Origin of the sequence: Hymenobacter daecheongensis DSM 21074 (assembly GCF_900141805.1) — a bacterium.
In the GTDB taxonomy this organism is placed as follows: domain Bacteria; phylum Bacteroidota; class Bacteroidia; order Cytophagales; family Hymenobacteraceae; genus Hymenobacter; species Hymenobacter daecheongensis.
This window is the reverse complement of sequence record NZ_FQYN01000006.1, coordinates 105,617-126,707: the sequence shown is the minus strand read 5'-3', so window position 1 is coordinate 126,707 and position 21,091 is coordinate 105,617. Positions and strand designations below refer to the sequence as shown.

The following is a 21,091-nucleotide window of genomic DNA, read 5'->3' as shown; positions in this document are numbered from 1 at the left end:
TTATATGGTCTATACGCAAGCCCAGACAGCCTAGCTAGTGGCAGCAGGAATCTGCCATGTGATATGGCCTCTAGCCTACAATAGCCCCTTACCCCTCAACCAGCCGACTATGGCCTACTTCGACCTGCATGCCCACCCCGTGCTCAAAGCCCATTTGAGTGGAACGCATACGGCCAACCGCCGGCCCGTGTGGGCCAACGAGCAGGATGAGATACCCAAAGCCTCGGTGCAGGTACTGTTTATGCGCGATATTCTGCGCCACCAGGCTAACCTCTACCAACTGCAGCAGGGTGAGGTGAACCTGAGCGTATCTGTACATCACTCGCCCGAAGTGGGCATGGTACAGAGTGATTTATTTCATACTGTGGCCAGACATATTCCCGCCTTTGTGAACCCGGATCTGCTACGTGAAGTGGCGCGCGTGGGCGAGCCGGGACAGCGCACTTACTTCGACCACCTGCGTGATTCCCTGGACCTGCTGCCCGACAACCTGCGCGGCCCGCAGGGGCAGTACGTGCGGGTGTTGCGCCGCCTGTCTGATTACAAGCCCGAAGATCTGAATATCATCCGTGCCATTGAAGGTGCGCACTGTCTTTTCAGTGACCCAGCGGGCCTGACGGCCGCCGACAACCTGCTGCGCCTGCTGACGGAGGGCCACCGCTTCCTGTATCTCACCCTGGCCCACCTCACCGACAACTATATCTGCACCCACGCCTTTGGGATGCGCATGAAAGTCGGGCCCATGCCTATCACCCGCCACCCGGGCTTTTATCCGCGTAGGGCGGGGCTGACAACGGTAGGAGCCGATCTGATCCGGGTAGCCCTGCGTGCCGGGGTGCTTATTGATGTGAAGCACATGAGTCGGGAAAGCCGCCTTCAATACTATGCCCTGCGGACGCAGGAATTTACGACCGCGCCCATCATCTTTAGCCACGGGGCTGCCACCGGCTGCAGTGCCCGCGCGCCGCGCATCCGCAAGGCCCTACCCCACCGCACCGATCCTGATCTGGTGGTGGTGCACTACCATCAGGGCGGGCTTAATCCGGGCGTTACCCCTGAGGATTTCAACTGCTGGTCCATTAATCTGTACGACGAAGACATTCAGGAAATCGTCCGTTCCAGGGGGCTGATTGGCTTATCGCTTGATAAGCGCATTGCCGGGGTTAATAAAACAGCCAAGGAAATTTTCAGCCGGGCTGAGTACGAGCTGATTCCAGAACGCCCCCTGCTGGAAAACCCGCGCCGACATGCGGCCGAAGATGCCGACGTAGCAGATGAAGAAGACCTGATGGCCGATGATGCGTGGGCTGAGGACCAGGAAATGGGTCGCGCCACCCCCGATGATGATGCCGGCATTTCCTGGCTTGAGCGCACCCGCCGACGACATCTCAAATTCCTGGCCTACCAGATTCTGTACATGGTGCGCGTGGGCGGGCCGGCCACTTGGCGCTGTCTGTGCATCGGCTCCGATTTTGACGGCCTGATTGCGCCACTCAGGTGCAGCCGCTCCGCGCTGGACTTCGACGATGTGGAAGATGCCCTGGTACAGCGCCTGGCAGGGCTGGCCGATGGAAAGTGGGATCCTGCCGATGCCCTTAACCCTAACAACGTGCGGGAGCGGGTGCGCGACCTGCTCTGGCGCAATGCCTGGCGCTTTCTGGAACGTCATTTCAACGACCCCGCCCCATGAGTCTGCCATCCGTCATCGAGTTTGTTTGGCCTAGCAGCCAAGCCGCTTTCTGGGTTAACGAGGCGCTTCTGGCGGCACGCGCCACGCGCGGATGCTACCTGCGCCAGCAGTTGGCCAATGCCTTCCGCGACGAGGTACCCAACCTGAATTTGGGTGAACTGCCGTTTAATGAGCAGGCCGCGTCCATCAGCAAGGCCAGCACTCAGCGCGTGGCCTGCCTGAAGAGCTATAACCTGGGCCCCGATGCCTTGCAACAGTTGGCTGCCCAGACCTATAACGACGGCATCGACAAGCCCAAAACCACTACCGCCGCCACCGCCCAGCAGATTCAGGACCTGAGCCGCTACCGGCAGGACGACTTCCGGCCTGCCACGGAACTGCTCATCGCCACGCATCCGATGTTGTCTACCCACACAAGGCTATGGCCGCAGCGCCGAAGCTAAGGCCCGCAAAGTGGCCGGGCAGGCCACAAGAGTTGCCGCTAACTCCGGCAATGGGGACGCGCCGCCGATGGAGTAAGTTTCTGTTGGTGCCGGAAAGGAGCAGCCCCGTGAGCGGGGCTGTTTTGTGGAGTTCATAGCGCCACAACCGCATAGTGAAGGCTAGGTGGCTGCTATTGGACACCTGAGTGGCTGGCAGACAGGGCAAAATTCAGTGGTCGCACGGATGCAGGAAACGCAGATACGATGCACCTTCAGGCACCTGCTAGTTGCTCCTCACTATTTGCAACAGTTCCTTACTGATGGAAACCATGTCCCTCCCCACCACCGCTACTTCAGCGGCTACCGATGCGGCCACGCAGCCCGACAGCGGCGGAACTTCGCAGCCAGTGCCCCCCATATTTGAAATCGGGCTGGTGATGGCCGGGGCCATCTCGGCGGGCGCTTACACAGCCGGTGTCATCAATTTTCTGTTTGAGGCCCTTGACAACTGGTATAATCCGGCCTTGCAGCAGGAGGCATTTGGCTGGCCGGAAGCCAAGCCTATTCACCAAGTAAGGCTCAAAACAATGGGTGGGGCCTCGGCCGGGGGAATGTGTGCTGCCCTTACCGCCGTTGCCGTTCTCGACGGCAACACCAGCCGCTTCTATGATGCCTGGGTACATAAGATTGACATACGGGCCCTGCTTGATACCAGCGACCTGAACCGCTACGGCAACCTAGAAGAGTTAGAAAGCCTCTTGAATTGCACTGTATTACAGACTATTGCCGACGAGGCTCTGACGCTGCCCGCTTCGCCTCGCTGGCCCGATTGGCTGGGAAAGCAGCTTGATTTTTACCTTACCCTGACCAATCTCAATGGTCTCACCTATGAGGTGACGCAGACGGGCGGGGCTACCCAGCGCTTCACCGACCACGCCGAGCACATCCAATTCCGGCTGCGGCAGCCAGCTTCTGCCAGCCAGCCCACCCCGAACGATATTGCTGCTACGACAAGTACCCCTATTGCCCCCAATGTTTCCCTGAAGGTACTACCCGTGTCAGTTCCAACTGCCCCGCTTACGCCCAACGAAACCGCAAATTGGGAGTTGCTGAAAACAGCAGCCTTGGCCACAGGAGCCTTTCCGATAGCGCTGCTCAACCGGCAGCTTAGTTTCACTAACCAGCACTACGACCACTACCAACCCTGGTGGCAGAAAGAACCCACCCGGCCAGCGCACGTACGGCGGCACGGGGCCCCCAGCCAAGACTCTCCCTATACCAACGGGGCACCGTACTTGTTTGTGGATGGAGGAATGACCGACAACGAGCCCCTGAACCTGGTGCGTCGCACCCTTATTGCGGACGGCAAAAACAAACCGGAGGGCAAAAAGGCCGACCGAGCAGTGTTGCTCATTGACCCTTTCCCGAGCAATATGGAGGATGGCCTGTACGCACCGCTGGGACGGAAGATGCGCGAGGTAATACCGGCCCTATACACAGCCTTACAGAATCAGGCCCGTTTCCGAACCGAAGATTTGCTACGGGCCCTGGACCTGGATGTGCATAACCGCTTTGTGGTGGCACCCATTCGGGAAGGGCGCCAAGGCAAACAGCCACACCTGGCGGGTGCCACCGTGGGGGCCTTCGGCGGATTTTTGCACCAGGCGTTTCGGGAGCACGACTACCAGCTGGGCCGCCGCAACTGCCAGCGTTTTCTGCGGCAGTGGTTCACGCTGCCCGCCGACCCCGCGCCTGGCGGCGAGAACAATGCGCTATTCGCCAACTGGCACCAGCATCTGAGCACGGAGCAGATAGCCAAGTGGCACGCCAACCGTCCGGACGGTATCGGCGGCCCCCGCCTGCCGATTCTGCCGCTGCTCGGCTCCTCGGCCGTAGAGGTGCCGGCGCCTGCGTGGTCGTCAGCGCGCATGGCTGCGAGCGTGCTAGACGGGGAGATAAGCCGCCTGCTTCGCGCCCGTATCGACCGGCTGCTGCGGCTGCTGCCCAGCCAATTCCCGAAACAGGGCGCGGCCAAATGGTGGCTCCGGCTCAACTATTGGGTTGCCAAAGGCCGGGTGCTGGACACACTGCACGCAAAGGCAATGCATGAGATACGGGAGGAACTGCGGGAGGTGGATTTGCTGCAGTGATACTTCCTTTCTCTTACTCTAACTCGCACTACGATGCTCGAAGCAGGCCAGGTTAGTGAGTACGTGAAGTTTCTATGGTATGCGCCGGGAGGGACTTTGCTATTGCTGTATTTGTTGCTCGCTCCCACTCTAGCGCTGGCATTTTACAAGGTGATCGAAGCATATGGTTTGCATGAATCCGAGGCTTGGCCCCGGTGGCGCCTCCCTAGCCTAGTCATAGTTGGTTTGTTGCCGCTGTTGGTGTACGGTGTTATCCTAATTGATAAAAAGCAACGAGTAAAAACCACTCATGAAGCGGTAGTAACCTTGATGCGGCAATCGGGCTGGTATCAAATCACTGATTCGCAAATACGCTACAATGTTGCCCCAGAAGCCGACGACAATTTTTTACTGGCGGTGGCACAGCATGACTCGTCAACGCTTAAACGAAGCATTATGAGCCACGGCTTTGGAATAGAAATGGCCAACTCTGCTCTTAAACAGGAAATTGATGACTTGGTAAAGGCTGCCGCCTTGGACATTATCGCCAGAGCGCAGGCCGTAGTACCCAACGACACGCTTAAACGTGCCACAGAAGGCAACCGCACGCTAGCGCTTAATCTTACCTTCAATGACATAGACCACCATTTACAGCCCGCTACCAATCAAAATCTGATTGTGAGGGCATTGCGGAAGTATCCGCACTGCTTTATCCTTAAGACTGATACGAACAACGACATCCGATCAGCAGCAATACTTCTGGATGCCTCCTGCATAAACTGCATAACGCCTCTTCCCTATCGTAAGGAGATGACAAGTAGACTCTCAAATTTTAACTGTACTACCCCATCTCGCTCAGTTCTTCCAAGTAAGCACTAAGCGCCAGCAGTTGCATTGCGCACGTCTGCCCAACTGGCAAGGCCAAGTGAGTGCCGGTTGCACGGTTCAATATTCACCTGTCGCCGCTACGCGACTCAGCAACTAGGGCACCGCCCACATACCTGCCACAACTTCGCTACGCGGCTGGCCACCTACTCGAACAGCAGGCCGTCGAAATCCATCTGCTGGCCTTCCTGAAACACCGGCTTGCGCGGGCGGCCGCGGCGGGCGGCGGCGGCCTCGGGTGCGTGTTCGGCCGCCGCCACCGCCCCCGCCGGCGGGGCCAGGGCCTCGCGCAGGGCAGTTTGCGGCAGCGGCTGAACCAGTCGGCGGCTTTCCCGGATGCGGGTTTCCAGCGCCGCGCACTGCCCGAGCAGCTGCTCCAGCTTTGCCACGATGCGCTGCTGCCCGCCGCCATCTGACCACCGCGTCAGGCAACCGGGCGCGCGGGCAAGGGAGCAGCGCAGACGCATGGAATGAGCGCGGCAACGGCGGAATGCCCTTCCGCCACTGCGGGAAGGGCGACGGTGCCTGAAGAAATCCTATCGGCGACGCCGGGAATGGCCGTGGCAGGCGCGGGAACCGGATCGGCGGCGGCGGGAAGGCCGGCGGCGGACCGGGAAGTCCTATTGACGGCCTATTTTATCCTAACGTCGGAAGTAAAAATGGCGGCGGTGGGTGCGGAAATCGGGCCGGCGGTGCCGGGAAGGCCGGCGGGCAGGGCGGGAAGCCGCCGGAGCTATGAAATGACGCATCGGCTGCGCATCTTCCCAGTGTAATCCAATTCCCACCTTTTCATCATTCCTTATTATGGACCGCAAGCAAGCAGCCCAGGTATTGCGCCACCGCAAAGTGGCCGAAGTATTAGATTTGTATCCGCAGGAAACAGAAGCGGTGGCCGCTTTTGCCGAGGTGGCCGAGGAGTTTCGGCAGAAGCTGGCGCTAGTGGCGGGCCTGTCGCCCCGGCGCAAATCGGAGGGGGCCACGGAGCAGAAGGGCCTGCACCGCGACGCGCTGACGGCGGGCCTGGTGAAGGCGGCCAATGCGCTGTATCTGCTGTACAAAAAGGAAAAGAACCTGGAGGCAGCCCGCACGCTGCCCCGCACCCGCAGCGACTACCGCAACCTGAGCGCGCTGCTGTTTAATGAGCAGGCCGCAGCCGTCAGCAAGGCCGCCACCCAGCGCGTGGCCAGCCTGAAAAGCTACAACCTGAGCCCCGACGCGGTGCAGCAGCTGGCCACCGCCGCCCAGACCTACAACGACAGCATCGACAAGCCCAAAACCGCTACCGAGGCCGGCAAGGTAACCACCGCCGCCACCGCCCAGCTGATTCAGGACCTGAACCGCTACCTCAAAGACGACTTCCGCTCGGCCACGGAGCTGCTCACCGACACGCACCCGCTGCTCTATGCCCGCCTGCGCGAAGCCATGCGCGTAGACGATGCCAGCTACGGCCGTAGCGCCGCCGCCAAAGCCCGCAAAGCGGCGAAAGCGGCCGCCGACAGCGAAACCGCGCCGTCGGTAGGGTAGGTTTTGGTTGACGCTGACGCAATAAGCAGCAGCCCCGTCCGCAGTAGTGTGGGCGGGGCTGCTTTTTTGTTGAATCAATTTATCACCTCGCAAAGAGTAGGCTCTCGACAGATACCCTTCCTTGCTACTCCCGCATGACAGCGACAGGCAGCCCCTAAAAACGGGAAGCGGGTTGGCAGGTGATACAAGCTCTGCTGCCCTTGACGAAGCATATTATTACTAATTATTTTGGCTATACGATATACCATTTGGAAAATATTACTATCTTTATTAGCATAAATCAACCCCATAACCCCCATCCCCCACGCCATGAAAACACCCTCCATCTACCCCTACCTCGCTTTCGACGGCACCTGCCGCGAGGCCATGACCTTCTACCAGCAGTGCCTGGGCGGCGAGCTGATGATTCAGCCGTTTGCTGACTCACCGGCCGCGGAAGGGATGCCCGCCGAAGCCCAACAGGGCGTGCTGCACTCCACCCTCACCACCGACAGCTTCACGCTGATGGCCTCCGATGCCGGGATGCAGAAAATAGTGAAGGGCAACATGGTTTCGCTCTCGCTGGACTGCGGCAGCCCGGCCGAAATCCAGCGCCTGTTCGCCCAGCTCTCGGCCGGCGGCACCGTGACCATGCCGCTGGAAGACACCTTCTGGAACGCCACCTTCGGCATGTGCACCGACCGGTTTGGCATCGACTGGCTGCTCAACTACGACAAGCCCGCGCAGTAGTCACTTCTGCTACCGCTACCTCCAAACGCAGCCCTTCTTCCGCCATGAAAAAGACCAACCTGCTCTACTGGATTTCCACCGGCCTGCTGGCCGCCCTGATGACCGCCTCCGCCGTGCCCGATGTGCTGAGCGTGCCCGAGGCGGTAGCATATTTTCAGCATCTGGGCTACCCGGCCTACCTGCTGCCGTTTCTGGGCGTAGCCAAGCTGCTGGGCGTGGCGGCCCTGCTGGTGCCCGGCTTTCCGCGCCTGCGCGAGTGGGCCTACGCCGGCTTCGTGTTCGATCTGAGCGGAGCCCTGTACTCGGGCATCGCCGTGGGCGACCCACCCAGCGCCTGGCTGCCCATCTTCATCGGCTTTCTGCTGATTGCGGCCTCTTATCATTTGAACCGCCGCAAAGCGGAAGCCGGCGCGCTTGCCGGCCCCACCGCAAGCCTCGCCTGAGCGCCGGGATACCGGCTTGCCCCGCTATGATAGAAGTATTCAAAACCAACGTCAGCGCCCGGCACCATGCCCGGCTGCTGCTGGCCCGCATTCACCACACGTTCAGCGACTACCGCGCTACGTTCGACCTGGACGACTGCGACCGGATTCTGCGGGTAGAACACCCCAGCGGCTTCATTCCGCCCGCCGGCCTGATTGCGCTGGTGCGTGCCGCTGGCTTCGAGGCCGAAGTATTGCCCGATGACGTGTAGCCGGCCGCGCCGGCAACTGCTTTCTAATCCATTGCCCTGATGCCACGAAGCACAAGCGCCACCAGAATGCTTTCCGGTGGCGCTTGTGCTGGAAAAAAGACGGACTACTCCGCCGCAAGCGCGGGGGGCTGCCACAGTTGTTGCGGGCTTACGACGGGCAAGCAGGCTTCTCCGAAAGATGTACCGGCCAGTCGGGCCTGCAACTGCCCCCGCATGGTAGAATAGGCCAAGCTGACCGCCGTCCAGGCCAGCGGCAGCGGCAGCTTGCCCGTTTGGCGCAAATTATCCAACCCCTGGTAGCGGAACACCACCGCTAGTTGCGCCCGTACGCGCATCTTACCGGCTCCGGCTGGCCGGGTTTTCGCGCGTACCATAATGGTTGTATGCACATCTACCCGTAGCTGGTCGGCTTCCAGCGCATTAAACAGAATATCCGCTTCTGACTTAAAGGCGTACTGACTGCTGCCGGCCAGGGGCGGTAGCGTATCATCTAGCGACAGATGGAGCACCTGCACTTTGCATACTGTCAGCGCATCGGCCACAAATTTTGGAGCGGTTGCCGCTTCAGAGGAATTCGCCATTATGCCGCCTGGGTAAGTGAATAGAGTTCCTCGGGCCCGCTGGCCTGGCTCCGGCTTTTGCCTTGTTGCGCTGCTTGCCAGTCGTTGCCCGATTCGGCCCACTGGGCTTTGGCCGGGGCGATAACGGCTGGAGCGGCCGCCTGGTCGCGGAAGGCCAGCACCAGATCCTCACCTAACACGGCCTCTAGGCGGGTCAATGTCTTGAGGGTAAAGTTGTGCAGCCCGCTCAGCCAACGACTCACCTCCGACTCTTTCTTACCCAACAAATCAGCCAATGCTTTCTGCGTTAGCCTTTGCCGCTGCATAGCCGCCGAGATAAGACCGGATAGTTGCATGGATTTGTCCACGAAACGCTTTTCCTCTTCGCGGGGAGCAGTTTGGGCGAGTAAATCAGCCAGGGTGTTCATCGTCAGGAATTTCAATTTCAAGTAAGTAAGCCTGAGAAGCATCTTGTGGCAGCCGTTCCGGGCCGATATGCCGTCGGCGCAACGCCTTTACTACGCAATTCATCAAGTTGAAGTGAGGCAGACAATCCGGACTTTCCTGCACCGTCTGACTTGCTTTGATTCCACCGCCACAAACCAATAAGTTTCGATCATCGAGCCGGTAGCAGTACAGGCGCAGCGGACCTTTATCTATAGGCAGCGCATGGCCCTGGCCTTCGCCCGGCCGAAAGAAGCGCAGCAACGCCCCTTCCAGCCGGATAATTCGATCCAGCCAATCGAGCAAGGTTCGCAAAGCACTGGCGAATCGGGTATCAGACTCATAGCTCGGGTGAGCAGACATGCGGTTGAAGAACCGTACTGTCTCCGGAGCAGTCTGCCCAGGCAACCGAACAGAGTATAAACGAGCTTTCAGCCCCTCGGCAAACCATACGACTTCAACCGTAATCTTCACTTAAAAGTTAAGTCAAAGGTAGAAAAATATTCCAACGCCAATCATTGCCAGCCTTGATTCTCTCCCTACCCCAGCTTCCGATACCGCACGCGCTTGGGCTCCACGTCGCCGAGGCGCTTCTTCTTGGCCTCCTCATAGTCGGAGAAGTTGCCCTCAAACCATACCACTTCCGAGTTGCCCTCGAAGGCCAGAATGTGAGTGGCCAGTCGGTCCAGGAACCAGCGGTCGTGGCTGATGATGACGGCGCAGCCGGCGAAGTTCTCCAGCGCATCTTCTAGCGCCCGGATGGCGTTGATGTCCAGGTCGTTGGTGGGCTCATCGAGCAGCAGCAGGTTGGCTCCCTGCTTGAGCGTGGTAGCCAGGTGCACCCGGTTTCGCTCGCCACCTGAGAGGCTGCCCACCTTCTTTTCCTGGTCGCCACCGCGGAAGTTGAAGTTGCCCACGTAGGAGCGCGCATTTACCGGGCGGCCGGCCAGCAGCATGGTTTCGGTGCCGCCCGAAATGGTTTCAAACACTGACTTATTGGGGTCCAGCGTGTCGTGCTGCTGATCGACGTAGGCGTACTGCACCGTGGGCCCTACTTCAAACGTGCCCGCGTCGGGCTGCAGCTGCTCCGTGATGAGGCGAAACAGCGTGGATTTACCCGCGCCGTTGGGCCCGATGATGCCCACGATACCGCCCTGCGGCAGCGCGAAGCTCAGATCCTGGAACAGGAGCTTGTCGCCGAAGGCCTTGGTGATGCCGTGGGCCTCGATAACCTGGCCGCCTAGGCGGGGGCCATCCGGGATAAACAGTTCCAGGCGCTGCTCCTTCTCCTTGGCTTCCTCGCTCACCAGCTTGTCGTAGCCGGCCACGCGGGCCTTGCTCTTGGCCTGCCGGGCCTTGGGCGACATACGCACCCATTCCAGCTCGCGGGCCAGCGTTTTCTGACGCTTGCTCTCGGTTTTCTCCTCCTGCGCCAGTCGGTTCGACTTCTGCTCCAGCCACGACGAATAGTTGCCCTTCCATGGAATGCCCTCGCCGCGGTCCAGCTCCAGGATCCAGCCCGCCACGTTGTCGAGGAAGTAGCGGTCGTGGGTTACGGCTATCACGGTGCCTTTGTACTGCTGCAAATGCTGCTCCAGCCACAGCACGCTTTCCGCGTCGAGGTGGTTGGTAGGCTCGTCGAGCAGCAGCACGTCGGGCTCCTGCAAAAGCAGGCGGCAGAGCGCCACGCGGCGCTTTTCACCGCCGGAGAGGTTGCCCACAATGGCATCGGCATCGGGGGTGCGCAGCGCATCCATGGCCCGCTCCAGCTTGCTGTCCAGGTTCCAGGCATCGAGCTGGTCGAGGCGCTCCTGCACGGTGCCCTGGCGCTCCAGCAGCTTGTCGAAGTCGGCATCTTCGGCCCCGAAGGCTTCGTTTATCTCGTCAAATTCCTTCAGCAAAGCCACCGTTTCGGCTACGCCTTCCTGTACTATCTCGAGTACTGTTTTGGTGGGGTCGAGCTGGGGTTCCTGCTCCAGGTAGCCCACCGAATAGCCCGGCGACCACACCACGTCGCCCTGAATCTGCTTATCCACGCCGGCAATGACCTTCAGCAGCGAGGACTTGCCCGAGCCGTTCAGACCAAGCACCCCGATTTTGGCCCCGTAGAAAAACGAGAGGTAAATGTTTTTAAGCACGGTTTTCTGCGGCGGATAGACTTTCGTCACGCCGGCCATGGAAAAGATAATCGTCTGGTCGCTCATACTGGAGGCTCTTGGGCTATGAAATTCGGGTGAGAAACGGGGCAACGGGCAGGTTCGGGCGCGGTGGCCGGCCGCCTGGCGCTTGGCTCGCGCTCCGGCCGGCCCAAACCTACTTGCTGCCGGGGTCAAATTTCAGGTATTTAACCGAAACCAGCGGCGCGCTCCCCGGGGTTTCTTGCCGGGCGGGGCGCGCCGGCGCCCAAGCGTCCTTCTCCGGCCGGCCAGCCCCCAGCTGGCGGCCAAGCCGACTGAGCGCAATGCGCTTAGCGCGGCCATCAGCGCTCAACCTTCGGGCTTTTTCTTACGTTGGTCAACCCACCGCCGGGCGGGCGGGGGCTGGTGCGCCGCCGGCTGCCCCCGCCCGCCCGGCAGCGGCCCGGCCGGGGCAGCAGCGGGCAAAAGCAGCTTATTTGCCCGCCATGCCGTAAACTTGTAAAGCATTCCGCCCTGATTTTCCTTCCGACCACCACCTTCGCCCGGCCCTTCCGGCGCTCTTCACTTTATGGAACAATATGACCACCTGCTGGCCGAAGCCCGCCGTTATGGCTACACCGAGGGCGACCAAGTGTGGCTGCGCGCCTTCATGGATCTGCCCGCCCGGCAGGTAGGGCTGGTGAAAGAATCGGAGGAAGCGGCCCTGCACTACTTCGCCCAGCGCTTCGAGGCGTTTCGGGGCAAAGTAGACGAGCTGCTGCAGAAAATGGACGAGTCGGAAAACAAGGGCTCGTTTTTGATGAAGGCGCTGCACCTGAAAGACCAGATTGCCACCTACGACGGCCTCGGCGACTTTGAAGCCATTCATCAGCGCCTCAGCGCCGCCGAAGAGGCCATCAAGGTGACCATTGCCCGCAACCGGGAGAAAAATCTGGCCACCAAAATCAGCCTGATTCAGGAGGCCGAGGCCCTGCGCGACACCATCGACTGGCAGGAAGCCGGCGACAAGCTCAAGGACCTGCGCCAAGGCTGGATCAAGACCGGCCCCGTGGAGAAGCAGCTGACCGACGAGCTGGAAACCCGCTTTCACGCCGCCGTCGAAGATTTTTTCCGGCGCAAAAAGGAGTTCATCGCCGAGAAAAAGGCCATGACCAACCGCGTCTACGACAAGTACAAAGACCTGATTCATAAGTCGGAAGCCCTGCAGAACTCCACCGAGTTCGACGAAACCACCAAGAAGCTCAAGCAGCTGCAGCTCGACTGGCGCGAAGTGGGCGGCTCGTTGCCGCGCAAGCAGGCCAATGAGCTCTGGACGCGCTTCCGGGCGGCCCACAACCACTTTTTTGAGCGCTTGAAAGAGCACATCAGCACCAAGCCCCGCCCCGAGGGCCTTCCCGTCGGCACGGGCAGCGGCGACGACAACCTGGCCCGCAAGCGCGCCCTGGTAGCTGAGGCCGACGCCCTGCTGAACCGCCCTATGAACGAGGCCGTGACGCGGGCCAAAGAGCTGCAGGCGGCCTGGAAGCTGGTGGGCCCCGTGCGCGGCGAAGAGTCGGACCGCGTGTGGGAGCAGTTCATCCTGGCCTGCGACAAGGTGTTTGAGATGAGTGCCCTGGAGCATTTTGTGCGCAAGCGGCAGGCCGCCTCGGGTGGGCCGGCCGGCACGCCCGAAGAGCAGGTAAACATGCGTATTCAGGCCCTGCGCGAGTTTCTCAAGTATGACCGGCAGGAGCAGGATGTGCTGGAAGAAAACCTGGGCAAGCTCAGCGACTCGCCCGGCAACGAAACTTTCCGCACCATGCTCCAGGGAAAAATCCGGGCTTTCGAGCGAAAAACCCGCACCAAAAATGAGCTGATTGAGGTGCTGCGCAAGCGCCTGGGCGCATAAGCCAACATTCGGCCTGGTTTTACGTTGTGCCTGCTAAAGCAACCCCAACCCGGCCGTGAGCTTCTGTTTCGTTGCCCCCGCCGGATAATTGGCTTTAAACCACTACTTTTGCCCACCTTTTTTTTGTAGCACCCACGACTATGTATTGGACTCTCGAACTCGCCTCTTATTTGGAAGATGCCCCCTGGCCTGCCACCAAGGATGAACTGATTGACTACTCTATCCGCTCGGGCGCTCCGATGGAGGTGGTAGAGAACCTGCAGGCGCTGGAAGACGATGGTCAGCCCTATGAAAACATCGAAGAAGTATGGCCCGACTATCCGACCAAGGAGGACTTCATGTTCAACGAGGACGAATACTAGGAAGTGTTGAGGGTTAAATGCTGAATTTTGAATGATTGACGTTGGCCAAAAGGCAAATCATCAGGCATTCAACACTCAACATTCAACACTCACCATTCAGAATCTGGTTGCGGGGTATGAACAGCGTGTTCTGCTTCGCAACCTTTTTTTGTGCGTGCCGGAGCCGACCTTCGTGGCCATCATCGGGCACAATGGCTGCGGCAAAACCACCCTGTTCCGCGCCCTCACGGGCCAGATTCCGTACCAGGGCGCGGTTTGGGTAGCTGGGCAGGATTTGCGCGGCGTGCGGCGGCCGGCGGCCACGGGCCTGTTGGCGCACCTGCCCCAGCGCGGGGCCGTAGGCTTCCCCATTGCGGTGCGCGAGCTGGTCGTGATGGGCCGCTTCCGCCACCACGGCTTCCTGAGCGCCTACCGCCCCGCCGACTACGCCCTGGCCGAGCAGGCGCTGGCCCGCGTGGGTGCCGCCCACCTCGCCCACCGCGACTTTACCGAGCTTTCGGGCGGTGAGCAGCAGCTGGTGTGGCTGGCCCAGCTCGCCCTGCAGGATGCCCGCCTCTACCTCCTCGACGAGCCCACCCAGCAACTCGACGTGTACTACCGCCGCCGCGTGTTCGATCTGCTCCAAAGCTGGGTCACGGACCAGCACAAAATCATCCTCTGCATCACCCACGACCTCGACAACCTCGCCACCCTGCCCGGCTATATCTTAAATCTCTCCCGCCCCCAGCCCCGGTTGCAGGTGCTGTCGGCGGCCGTAGTGCAGGCCGAGCGGGCTTTTCTGGAAAGCGAAGAGAGCCTGGCGGTGAAGTAGCGAAATGGTGAGATAGTGAGATGGTGAGTTTGATGTTCCGCTTGCGCCACTTGCGCCAAACGCGCGGATCGCGCAAGCGGAGCATCAAACTCACCATTTCACTATCTCACTATTTCACCTTTTCCCCGGCCGGCAGCGGAGCACGTGGCCGATGGAGCGCAGAAACGGCCAGGGCGTCACGGAATTCATGATTTGCAGGTTTTCGCGCCAGGAAGTGCGCTCATCCAGAAAATCGAGGATGCGCTCTAGCGGATTGCGCGCAAAAAGCTCGGCGAAGATGTCGCGGGTCCGTTCACCCTGTCGCTGCATAATGTCGAGCAGCAGCGTATCGAACAGGCGGAATTGGGGCTGGTCGCCGGTGAGGTGGCGCGGTGGAGTGCCGGTAGCAGCCAGAGCCGCCACCAGCCGGGCGCTGTGCGCCTGAATGCGCTTGAACGCGTAGCCCGTGCTAGGCTTGGCCCGCCCGGCCCGGGTGCCCAGGTTGATGATGTTGGCCCCCACCCCGGCCGGCAGCGGGTGGTCCGTCATCGGAATGGCCCCGATTTCCTCGGCTGTCACGCGGTACGCCGTCAGCCCCAGCGTCTGGGTCAGATAGACGTGCATCGCCGCCTCGTATTCCGATTTGGGCAGCACCTCACCCGAAAATAAGGTGTATTCGACCAGGGCGCGGCGGGTGGTGAAGGGCAGCACATACATGAACCGCGCCTCGTGGTGCTGCTCGCCCCGAAAATCCATGAACTCCACCGTAGTCGGGTCGAAGGCATCTTCCTCGGTTTCGACCTCCCAGCCCACGAAGTGCTGCAGCTGGTAGCGGTAGCGCGCGGGCTGCTGCTCCAGGGCGGGCGGACGGCTGTCGAAGGCGTAGCGGGCGGTGAAGGTGCCGGCCGTGGTGTGCGCCACCACGCCCGTCGGCGTGTTTTTCAATTGATTCACCGCCGCCCGCACGCAGCTAAACTGCGGATTGGCGGCCAACGCGGCCCGCACGAAGCGGTAGAAATCCAGCCCCCGAATCATCTTGTAGCGGTGGCGCCCCAGCTCAAATACCCGCTCAAACTGCGGACTGCGAAACGCCAGCCGCCCCCACTCATGCGCCACAATGCCGTCGAACAGCGTGGGCGCATCGGCCCAGAACGACCAGGTGCGGTCATTCTGATCCTTGGCCTCGGGCTCCAGCAGCAGCACGCGCTTGGTGGCCAAGAGTGGCTCCTGGCTCAGGTGGTAGGCCAGGCTCAGGCCGGCCGCGCCGCCGCCGGCAATGAGGTAATCGAAATCGTGGTTCACAGGCACAAGAAAAGCACCCGCCACGGAATAATGTTTCCGGCGGGTACTTTTCGCCCTAAAGCCTGCTTTAGCGCACTACTCCCGACTCGGCTGGAGCCTCGGCCAGCTCCCGGATGGCATCCAGAATATCCGAATCGAGGCGGGTGCTGAAGTGCTGACGGCCGGGCAAAATGCTCACGTTGGAGCGCAGCCGCTCTACCCACAGCCGCTCATTTTCCTGATAGCCAGAAGTATATGGGTCATCATCGGAGAGCAGCACGGTCAGCTTGCCGGCCGGAATGAGGCGGCGGGCCGCTTCGAAGTCGATGGGTGCGTGAATCCAGTTCAGAATATCCTGCCACGGACTATCGACTGAAAACCAGCCCGCTACGCACAGCACGCCACCCACCTGCGGCATATTCTCGCCGGCTGGGTGCGCGGCGGCCGTCTGAGCCAGGTAGTGCAGAATGGCCAGGCACCCCACGCTATGCCCCACCAGGTAGATATTCTCATTCAACTGCGTCGGCAGCACCTGCGCCAGGTAGTTATTGGCGTGCTCAATGGTAGGCAGGTCCCAGGCGGGCATCGTGAGCAGATGCACTTTATAGGTGAAAAGCGGATCAGCGGCGGCCTCTAGCTGCTGTTGCAGCCACGGATACCAGTCATCGGTGGCCGAGCCGGCCCACCGGGGCACTACATAAATGTGTTTGATTGCGCTCATAAGGAAAAAGAACAGCTGAAAAACATGAACAGTAAAGCACGGATACGCAGGGCTTGGGTATAAAGCCCCGGATTAAGTAAATCCAACACAAAATAGTACCACCGAAGGCGGCTCGCAAGCAAAACAATCAAAAAAGGCCGGACGCAAGCGCCCAGCCTTTTCTAATTACTTGTCGCCCAACGCTTAGAAGTTCGGCGAAAGCAGATATTTGGAGTAGAAGTCGTCGATAATTTTCACCGCCGACTCGGCATCGTCTACCAATTGCACGAGGTTCATGTCTTCGGGCGAAATATTCTGCTCGTCTTCCAGCATCACCTGCTGAATCCAGTCGAACATGCCCTGCCAGTACTTAGTACCTACCAGCACGATAGGGAAGCGCCCGATTTTCTTGGTCTGAATCAGCGTGATGGCCTCGAACAGCTCATCGAGCGTGCCGAAGCCGCCGGGCATACCGATGAAGCCCTGCGCGTACTTCACAAACATCACCTTCCGCACGAAGAAGTAGTCGAAGTTGATGATTTTGTCGGGGTCGATGTAGATGTTGTTGAACTGCTCGAAAGGCAACTCAATGTTCAGGCCCACCGAGCGGCCACCTTCGGAGTGCGCGCCCTTGTTGCCGGCCTCCATGATGCCGGGGCCACCGCCCGTGATAACGCCGTAGCCGTGGCGCACCAGCTTAGCCGCAATTTCTTCGGCCATCTTATAATACGGGTTGTCGGGCTTGGTGCGGGCCGAGCCGAAGATGGACACGCAGGGCCCGATTTTGGACATCTTCTCGAAGCCCTCCACGAACTCGGCCATCACCTTGAAGATCTGCCAGGAGTCGGCAATCTTGATTTCGTTCCAGTCTTTGTCCACGAAAGCTTTGCGGATGCGCTGCTCATCATCGACCTGCACGGTTCGCTCGCCGTGGGTCTGCTCGCGGATGTCGCTGATGGTTTTGACCTTGTTATCGTTGACGTTGGGCTGGCGGATGGTTTGGCCGCTGCCCGCGTTCAGCACTTCATCGGAGAGCTTGGTACGGCTCGTTTTTTTGAGTTTGGTCATGGCTACGGAGTGGGATTGGCAGGGCCGGAAGAAGGCAGAAACGCCCGTAGCGGTACGACCGACCCGCAGGTGAAAGAATATTAGGTAGTTGGCAAAAAGAAAGCCGCCCCACAAGTGCGGAGCGACCAAAAGTAGCGACGCGCAAGTTAACAATTTGTTAACATCTGGCCTAACCCATTGCCTTTGAGTTAGGTCGCGCCGGCCCGGCTACTTCGACCGGATGGCAATAACCGGGTCGAGGTTGGAAGCCAGCACCGCCGGAATGATGCCGGCCAGCATGCCAATGACGACCGACACGGTGAGGCCCAGCGTAATATTGGCCGCCGACAGCGTAAGCGGCAGCGAGTCCTGCGGAATCAGAGTAATCAGGAAGACCAGGAAGATGCCCGCCGCCCCGCCCAGCAGACACAGAAAGATGGCCTCAAACAGAAACTGGAACAGGATAAAGTAGTTTTTGGCCCCCAATGATTTCTGAATGCCGATGATATTGGTGCGCTCCTTCACCGACACAAACATGATGTTGGCAATGCCGAAGCCGCCCACCAGCATAGCAAACGAGCCGATGACGGCCCCCGCCACCCCGATGATGGAAAACAGCTTGGAAATGGCGTTGGCCAGCATCTCGGGGCGGTTCAGGGAGAAGTTGTCTTCGGCGCGGGGCTTGAGGCCGCGAATATTGCGCAGCACGCCTTTCAACTCATATTCCAGGTCGAGCAGGCCGGGGTCGGCGTCGCTGCCTTTCACGCCGATGGAGGGCGTCACGCCGGTCATGCCGCCCGTGTTCAGGGCAAACATCTTGGTGAACATGCCGAACGGAATGATGCAGTTATTGTCGTTGCCGGTGATGCCGAGCACGTTTTTGCCGGCTTTTTCCATCACCCCAATCACCACGAAGCGCTGGCCCCGCGCCTTAAGCACCTTGCCCAGCGCCGAGCCGTTGGGGAAGAGGTTTTTGGCCACCTCGTGGCCCACAACGGCCACGCCGCGGGCACTTTCTATTTCCTGGGGCGTGAAGTAGCGACCTTCCATCACCGGCACGTCGGAGATTTTGCGGAAGTCGTAGGTCACGCCCTGCAGCAGGCCGCCGCTCATGCTGTTGGAGCCAGCCTTGAAGGTATTGCCGGAGTTGGTGGCGAAAATGGCCACGCCTTTGCTGTTTTCGCCCAGCGTTTTTTGCAGCAGCCGGTACTCGCGCACGGTGGGCACGGGGCGGTTAAAGAACTTCCACCACGGAAACTTGGGGTCGAATACCCACGGCCACTTATCCACATAAATCACCTTGTCGCCCACGAAGTTCATGCTCTGGCGCACGTTGGCTTCCAAAGAATCGACGACGGCAAACACGGCAATGATGGCGAAAATACCCACCGTGACCCCCAGCAGCGACAATATAGTGCGCAGCAAGTTCGATTTGAGGGCTTGCCACGCGAAGCGGAAGCTTTCCAGAGTCAGGCGCAGGGCGAGCATCAGAGGATTTAGTGAGATGGTGAGATGGTGAGATGGTGAGTTTAATGTTCTGCTGGCGCAAGTGGCGCATTCGGCGCAAACCGAACATCAAACTCACTATTTCACCATCTCACTATCTCACCACTTCGCCGCTTTCGGGCGAAAAGTAAGGATTTATCCGGCCATTTTATGTACTTTTGCCAACCCAAAATTTTGTTAGCTTCCCCTCATAGTGCCCATAAGCTGCCCATGAAACTGTCTGAGTTCAAATTTGATCTGCCTGAAAACCTGCTGGCGCAGCACCCGGCCAAGAATCGTGACGAGGCACGCCTGATGGTTCTGCACCGCGACAGCGGCAAGATCGAGCACCGCGTGTTCAAGGACATCATCGAGTATTTCGGCGAAGGCGATGCCTTCGTGCTGAACGATACCAAAGTATTTCCGGCCCGCCTCTACGGCAACAAGGAAAAGACCGGCGCTAAGATCGAAGTATTTCTGCTGCGCGAGCTGAACAAGGAAATTCACCTCTGGGATGTGCTGGTGGATCCGGCCCGCAAAATCCGCGTCGGCAACAAGCTGTATTTCGGCGAAAGCGACATGGTGGCCGAGGTTATCGACAACACCACTTCCCGCGGCCGCACCATTAAGTTCCTGTTCGATGGCCCGGATGAGGAGTTCTACAAAGCGCTGCACGACTTGGGCGAAACGCCGCTGCCGCGCGAAGCCATCACGCGCGAAGCCGAGCCGGCCGACAAGGAGCGCTACCAGACCATTTATGCCAAGCACACGGGGGCCGTGGCCGCGCCGTCGGCGGGCCTGCACTTCACCCGCGAGGTGATGAAGCGCCTGGAAATCAAGGGCGTAGATGTCACATCGGTAACGCTGCACATCGGACTGGGCACGTTCCGGCCGGTAGATGTGGAAGACCTGACCAAGCACAAGATGGACTCCGAGAACTTCATCGTGCCGGCCGAGGCCGTGGCGGTGGTGAACAAGGCGCTGGATGCCAAGAAGCGCGTTTGCGCGGTGGGCACCACTACTATGCGGGCGCTGGAGTCGTCGGTATCGGCCAATAGCCGCCTGAAGGAAAACCAGGGCTGGACCGACCGGTTTATCTTCCCCCCGTATGACTTCAAAATCGCCAACGCGCTGCTCACCAATTTCCACATGCCGGAAAGCACGCTGATGATGATGACTTCCGCCTTCGCCGGCCACGCCTTGCTGACAGAAGCTTACAAGTTGGCCATCAAGGAGAAATACAAGTTCTTCAGCTACGGCGACGCCATGCTGATTCTGTAGTGGGGTCTTGGGGGCTTAGGGTCCTGGGAACTTGGTTTTTGTTCTCGGCGGCTCTTTTCTTCTCCTGAAACCACAAAACGCCGAATGCCTGCCGGGTATTCGGCGTTTTGCGTTCGGGGACGCTGCGTACTTTGCGGCCCGCTTCTGCCCACAACCCATGAACGACTCCAAGACCCCAAGTCCCCAAGTCCCCAAGCCCCTAAGCTCCCAGGACCCCAAGACCCCACGCTATACTATACTGGTGGCGGGCGGCAGCGGCACGCGCATGGGGGCCGACCGGCCCAAGCAGTTTTTGGAGCTGCTGGGCGAGCCGGTACTGCTGCACACGTTGCGGCGCTTCGCGGAGGCCGCGCTACGGGTAGAGCAGCTGGTGGTGGTGCTGCCGGCTGAGCAGTTTGGGGTGTGGTCGGAGCTGTGTGCGCAGCACCAAGTGCAGATTTCGCATCAGGTGGTGGCGGGCGGGGCTTCGCGCTGGGCCTCGGTGCGCAATGGGCTGGCAGCCCTGGCCGCGCCGGATGGGCTGGTAGCCGTACACGACGGCGTGCGCCCGCTGGCTTCGGCCGCCCTGATTGAGCGGGCCTTCGCGGCGGCTGAAACACACAAAGCCGTGGTGGTGGCCGTGACCCCGAAAGACTCGGTGCGCAACCTGGCCCAGCGCGGCTCCTACGCCCTGAACCGCGCCCGCCTGCGCCTGGTGCAAACGCCCCAGTGCTTCGACCTGGATCTGTTGCGCCGCGCCTACCAACTGCCCGAGTTGCCCAGCTTCACCGACGATGCCAGCGTGGTGGAAGACATCTGCCCCATTCATATAGTAGAAGGGGACTACCGGAACCTGAAGATTACTACGCCGGAGGATTTGGTAGTGGCGGAGGCGTTGCTGCGGCAGGAAAGGTGAAGTTGTGGAATTGTGAAGTGGTGAAAAAATCCGTCCTGTGAAAGGTAAAAAGTCTTGTTTCGGCAGAACGCCCCGATGTGGCGCATACGTTGGGGCGTTCTGCTGAAAAGGAGTTGGGTACATTTGAGAGGACGGATTGCTTCGGCT

22 protein-coding genes are annotated in these 21,091 nt (G+C 60.0%); 13 read left to right on the top strand and 9 right to left on the bottom strand.

Features of this window, described 5'->3' with window-relative positions; translation table 11 throughout:
• The first annotated feature begins 109 nt into the window (after positions 1 to 109).
• The 4 genes from BUB62_RS12695 (at position 110) to BUB62_RS12680 (ending at position 5,120) form a co-directional block, all read left to right on the top strand.
• Entirely contained in the window at positions 110 to 1,690 is a 1,581-nt protein-coding gene (locus tag BUB62_RS12695; protein WP_073110609.1) for a membrane dipeptidase, read from the top strand.
• The gene (locus BUB62_RS12690; protein ID WP_073110607.1) at positions 1,687 to 2,133 is read left to right on the top strand and encodes a hypothetical protein; all 447 of its coding nucleotides are present in this window, start codon (positions 1,687 to 1,689) and stop codon (positions 2,131 to 2,133) included. The genes BUB62_RS12695 and BUB62_RS12690 overlap by 4 nt, the downstream gene beginning before the upstream one ends.
• A gap of 308 nt (positions 2,134 to 2,441) precedes the next feature.
• A complete protein-coding gene (locus tag BUB62_RS12685) occupies positions 2,442 to 4,262 on the top strand; it encodes a patatin-like phospholipase family protein (protein ID WP_159437463.1) in 1,821 nt (606 codons plus the stop codon).
• A 33-nt stretch (positions 4,263 to 4,295) separates the two neighbouring features.
• The gene (locus tag BUB62_RS12680) at positions 4,296 to 5,120 is read left to right on the top strand and encodes a hypothetical protein (protein WP_073110603.1); all 825 of its coding nucleotides are present in this window, start codon (positions 4,296 to 4,298) and stop codon (positions 5,118 to 5,120) included.
• Between the two features lie 152 nt (positions 5,121 to 5,272).
• Here the strand turns inward: BUB62_RS12680 and BUB62_RS12675 are convergent, their stop codons facing one another.
• Positions 5,273 to 5,593, bottom strand: coding sequence for a hypothetical protein (locus tag BUB62_RS12675; RefSeq protein ID WP_073110601.1), 321 nt, complete (start codon positions 5,591 to 5,593; stop codon positions 5,273 to 5,275).
• Positions 5,594 to 5,930: 337 nt separating this feature from the next.
• Between BUB62_RS12675 and BUB62_RS12670 the strand changes: the two genes are divergently transcribed.
• From BUB62_RS12670 to BUB62_RS12655, 4 genes are all read left to right on the top strand, one after another.
• A complete protein-coding gene (locus tag BUB62_RS12670; protein WP_073110599.1) occupies positions 5,931 to 6,650 on the top strand; it encodes a hypothetical protein in 720 nt (239 codons plus the stop codon).
• Between the two features lie 309 nt (positions 6,651 to 6,959).
• A complete protein-coding gene (locus BUB62_RS12665; protein WP_073110598.1) occupies positions 6,960 to 7,379 on the top strand; it encodes a VOC family protein in 420 nt (139 codons plus the stop codon).
• A 44-nt stretch (positions 7,380 to 7,423) separates the two neighbouring features.
• A complete protein-coding gene (locus tag BUB62_RS12660) occupies positions 7,424 to 7,822 on the top strand; it encodes a DoxX family protein (RefSeq protein ID WP_073110597.1) in 399 nt (132 codons plus the stop codon).
• 26 nt (positions 7,823 to 7,848) lie between these two features.
• Positions 7,849 to 8,073: a hypothetical protein gene (locus BUB62_RS12655; protein ID WP_073110595.1), complete on the top strand. Its 225-nt coding sequence runs from the start codon at positions 7,849 to 7,851 to the stop codon at positions 8,071 to 8,073.
• A gap of 104 nt (positions 8,074 to 8,177) precedes the next feature.
• Here BUB62_RS12655 and BUB62_RS12650 read toward each other — a convergent pair whose 3' ends face one another.
• The 4 genes from BUB62_RS12650 to ettA form a co-directional block, all read right to left on the bottom strand.
• On the bottom strand, positions 8,178 to 8,654 hold the full coding sequence (locus BUB62_RS12650) for a hypothetical protein (protein WP_073110594.1): 477 nt from the start codon (positions 8,652 to 8,654) through the stop codon (positions 8,178 to 8,180).
• Complete coding sequence (locus tag BUB62_RS12645) at positions 8,654 to 9,076, bottom strand: helix-turn-helix domain-containing protein (RefSeq protein WP_234988689.1); 423 nt, start codon at positions 9,074 to 9,076, stop codon at positions 8,654 to 8,656. The genes BUB62_RS12650 and BUB62_RS12645 overlap by 1 nt, the downstream gene beginning before the upstream one ends.
• Positions 9,045 to 9,551 (bottom strand): hypothetical protein, encoded by a 507-nt coding sequence (locus tag BUB62_RS19055; protein WP_143164149.1) that lies wholly within the window; start codon positions 9,549 to 9,551, stop codon positions 9,045 to 9,047. The genes BUB62_RS12645 and BUB62_RS19055 overlap by 32 nt, the downstream gene beginning before the upstream one ends.
• A gap of 65 nt (positions 9,552 to 9,616) precedes the next feature.
• Entirely contained in the window at positions 9,617 to 11,281 is a 1,665-nt protein-coding gene (gene ettA / locus BUB62_RS12640; protein ID WP_073110591.1) for an energy-dependent translational throttle protein EttA, read from the bottom strand.
• Between the two features lie 502 nt (positions 11,282 to 11,783).
• Here ettA and BUB62_RS12635 point away from each other — a divergent pair.
• The 3 genes from BUB62_RS12635 (at position 11,784) to BUB62_RS12625 (ending at position 14,276) form a co-directional block, all read left to right on the top strand.
• Positions 11,784 to 13,103: a DUF349 domain-containing protein gene (locus BUB62_RS12635; protein ID WP_073110590.1), complete on the top strand. Its 1,320-nt coding sequence runs from the start codon at positions 11,784 to 11,786 to the stop codon at positions 13,101 to 13,103.
• 140 nt (positions 13,104 to 13,243) lie between these two features.
• Positions 13,244 to 13,465, top strand: coding sequence for a DUF2795 domain-containing protein (locus BUB62_RS12630; RefSeq protein WP_019948259.1), 222 nt, complete (start codon positions 13,244 to 13,246; stop codon positions 13,463 to 13,465).
• Positions 13,466 to 13,499: 34 nt separating this feature from the next.
• Positions 13,500 to 14,276: an ABC transporter ATP-binding protein gene (locus BUB62_RS12625; protein ID WP_394333426.1), complete on the top strand. Its 777-nt coding sequence runs from the start codon at positions 13,500 to 13,502 to the stop codon at positions 14,274 to 14,276.
• Positions 14,277 to 14,390: 114 nt separating this feature from the next.
• Here the strand turns inward: BUB62_RS12625 and BUB62_RS12620 are convergent, their stop codons facing one another.
• The 4 genes from BUB62_RS12620 to BUB62_RS12605 all read right to left on the bottom strand — a co-directional run bounded on the left by BUB62_RS12620 (position 14,391) and on the right by BUB62_RS12605 (position 18,771).
• Positions 14,391 to 15,557, bottom strand: coding sequence for a lycopene cyclase family protein (locus tag BUB62_RS12620; RefSeq protein WP_073110587.1), 1,167 nt, complete (start codon positions 15,555 to 15,557; stop codon positions 14,391 to 14,393).
• Between the two features lie 67 nt (positions 15,558 to 15,624).
• The gene (locus BUB62_RS12615) at positions 15,625 to 16,257 is read right to left on the bottom strand and encodes an RBBP9/YdeN family alpha/beta hydrolase (protein WP_073110585.1); all 633 of its coding nucleotides are present in this window, start codon (positions 16,255 to 16,257) and stop codon (positions 15,625 to 15,627) included.
• Between the two features lie 183 nt (positions 16,258 to 16,440).
• Positions 16,441 to 17,304 (bottom strand): LOG family protein, encoded by an 864-nt coding sequence (locus BUB62_RS12610; RefSeq protein WP_143164148.1) that lies wholly within the window; start codon positions 17,302 to 17,304, stop codon positions 16,441 to 16,443.
• A gap of 207 nt (positions 17,305 to 17,511) precedes the next feature.
• Entirely contained in the window at positions 17,512 to 18,771 is a 1,260-nt protein-coding gene (locus BUB62_RS12605; protein WP_073110583.1) for an ABC transporter permease, read from the bottom strand.
• 228 nt (positions 18,772 to 18,999) lie between these two features.
• On the opposite strand from BUB62_RS12605, the gene queA reads away from it, so the two are divergent.
• Entirely contained in the window at positions 19,000 to 20,049 is a 1,050-nt protein-coding gene (queA, locus tag BUB62_RS12600) for a tRNA preQ1(34) S-adenosylmethionine ribosyltransferase-isomerase QueA (protein WP_073110581.1), read from the top strand.
• A 157-nt stretch (positions 20,050 to 20,206) separates the two neighbouring features.
• Entirely contained in the window at positions 20,207 to 20,944 is a 738-nt protein-coding gene (locus BUB62_RS12595) for a 2-C-methyl-D-erythritol 4-phosphate cytidylyltransferase (RefSeq protein ID WP_084539047.1), read from the top strand.
• The last annotated feature ends 147 nt before the right edge of the window (positions 20,945 to 21,091 follow it).

Coding starts and splice junctions, on each gene's coding strand:
- BUB62_RS12680 (WP_073110603.1), top strand. CDS start 4,296: ATGCTCGAAGCAGGCCAGGTTAGTGAGTACGTGAAGTTTCTATGGTAT.
- BUB62_RS12605 (WP_073110583.1), bottom strand. CDS start 18,771: ATGCTCGCCCTGCGCCTGACTCTGGAAAGCTTCCGCTTCGCGTGGCAA.
- BUB62_RS12695 (WP_073110609.1), top strand. CDS start 110: ATGGCCTACTTCGACCTGCATGCCCACCCCGTGCTCAAAGCCCATTTG.
- BUB62_RS12690 (WP_073110607.1), top strand. CDS start 1,687: ATGAGTCTGCCATCCGTCATCGAGTTTGTTTGGCCTAGCAGCCAAGCC.
- BUB62_RS12685 (WP_159437463.1), top strand. CDS start 2,442: ATGTCCCTCCCCACCACCGCTACTTCAGCGGCTACCGATGCGGCCACG.
- BUB62_RS12615 (WP_073110585.1), bottom strand. CDS start 16,257: ATGAGCGCAATCAAACACATTTATGTAGTGCCCCGGTGGGCCGGCTCG.
- BUB62_RS12675 (WP_073110601.1), bottom strand. CDS start 5,593: ATGCGTCTGCGCTGCTCCCTTGCCCGCGCGCCCGGTTGCCTGACGCGG.
- BUB62_RS12670 (WP_073110599.1), top strand. CDS start 5,931: ATGGACCGCAAGCAAGCAGCCCAGGTATTGCGCCACCGCAAAGTGGCC.
- BUB62_RS12595 (WP_084539047.1), top strand. CDS start 20,207: ATGAACGACTCCAAGACCCCAAGTCCCCAAGTCCCCAAGCCCCTAAGC.
- BUB62_RS12610 (WP_143164148.1), bottom strand. CDS start 17,304: ATGACCAAACTCAAAAAAACGAGCCGTACCAAGCTCTCCGATGAAGTG.
- BUB62_RS12635 (WP_073110590.1), top strand. CDS start 11,784: ATGGAACAATATGACCACCTGCTGGCCGAAGCCCGCCGTTATGGCTAC.
- BUB62_RS12665 (WP_073110598.1), top strand. CDS start 6,960: ATGAAAACACCCTCCATCTACCCCTACCTCGCTTTCGACGGCACCTGC.
- queA (WP_073110581.1), top strand. CDS start 19,000: ATGAAACTGTCTGAGTTCAAATTTGATCTGCCTGAAAACCTGCTGGCG.
- BUB62_RS12650 (WP_073110594.1), bottom strand. CDS start 8,654: ATGGCGAATTCCTCTGAAGCGGCAACCGCTCCAAAATTTGTGGCCGAT.
- BUB62_RS12655 (WP_073110595.1), top strand. CDS start 7,849: ATGATAGAAGTATTCAAAACCAACGTCAGCGCCCGGCACCATGCCCGG.
- BUB62_RS12660 (WP_073110597.1), top strand. CDS start 7,424: ATGAAAAAGACCAACCTGCTCTACTGGATTTCCACCGGCCTGCTGGCC.
- ettA (WP_073110591.1), bottom strand. CDS start 11,281: ATGAGCGACCAGACGATTATCTTTTCCATGGCCGGCGTGACGAAAGTC.
- BUB62_RS12630 (WP_019948259.1), top strand. CDS start 13,244: ATGTATTGGACTCTCGAACTCGCCTCTTATTTGGAAGATGCCCCCTGG.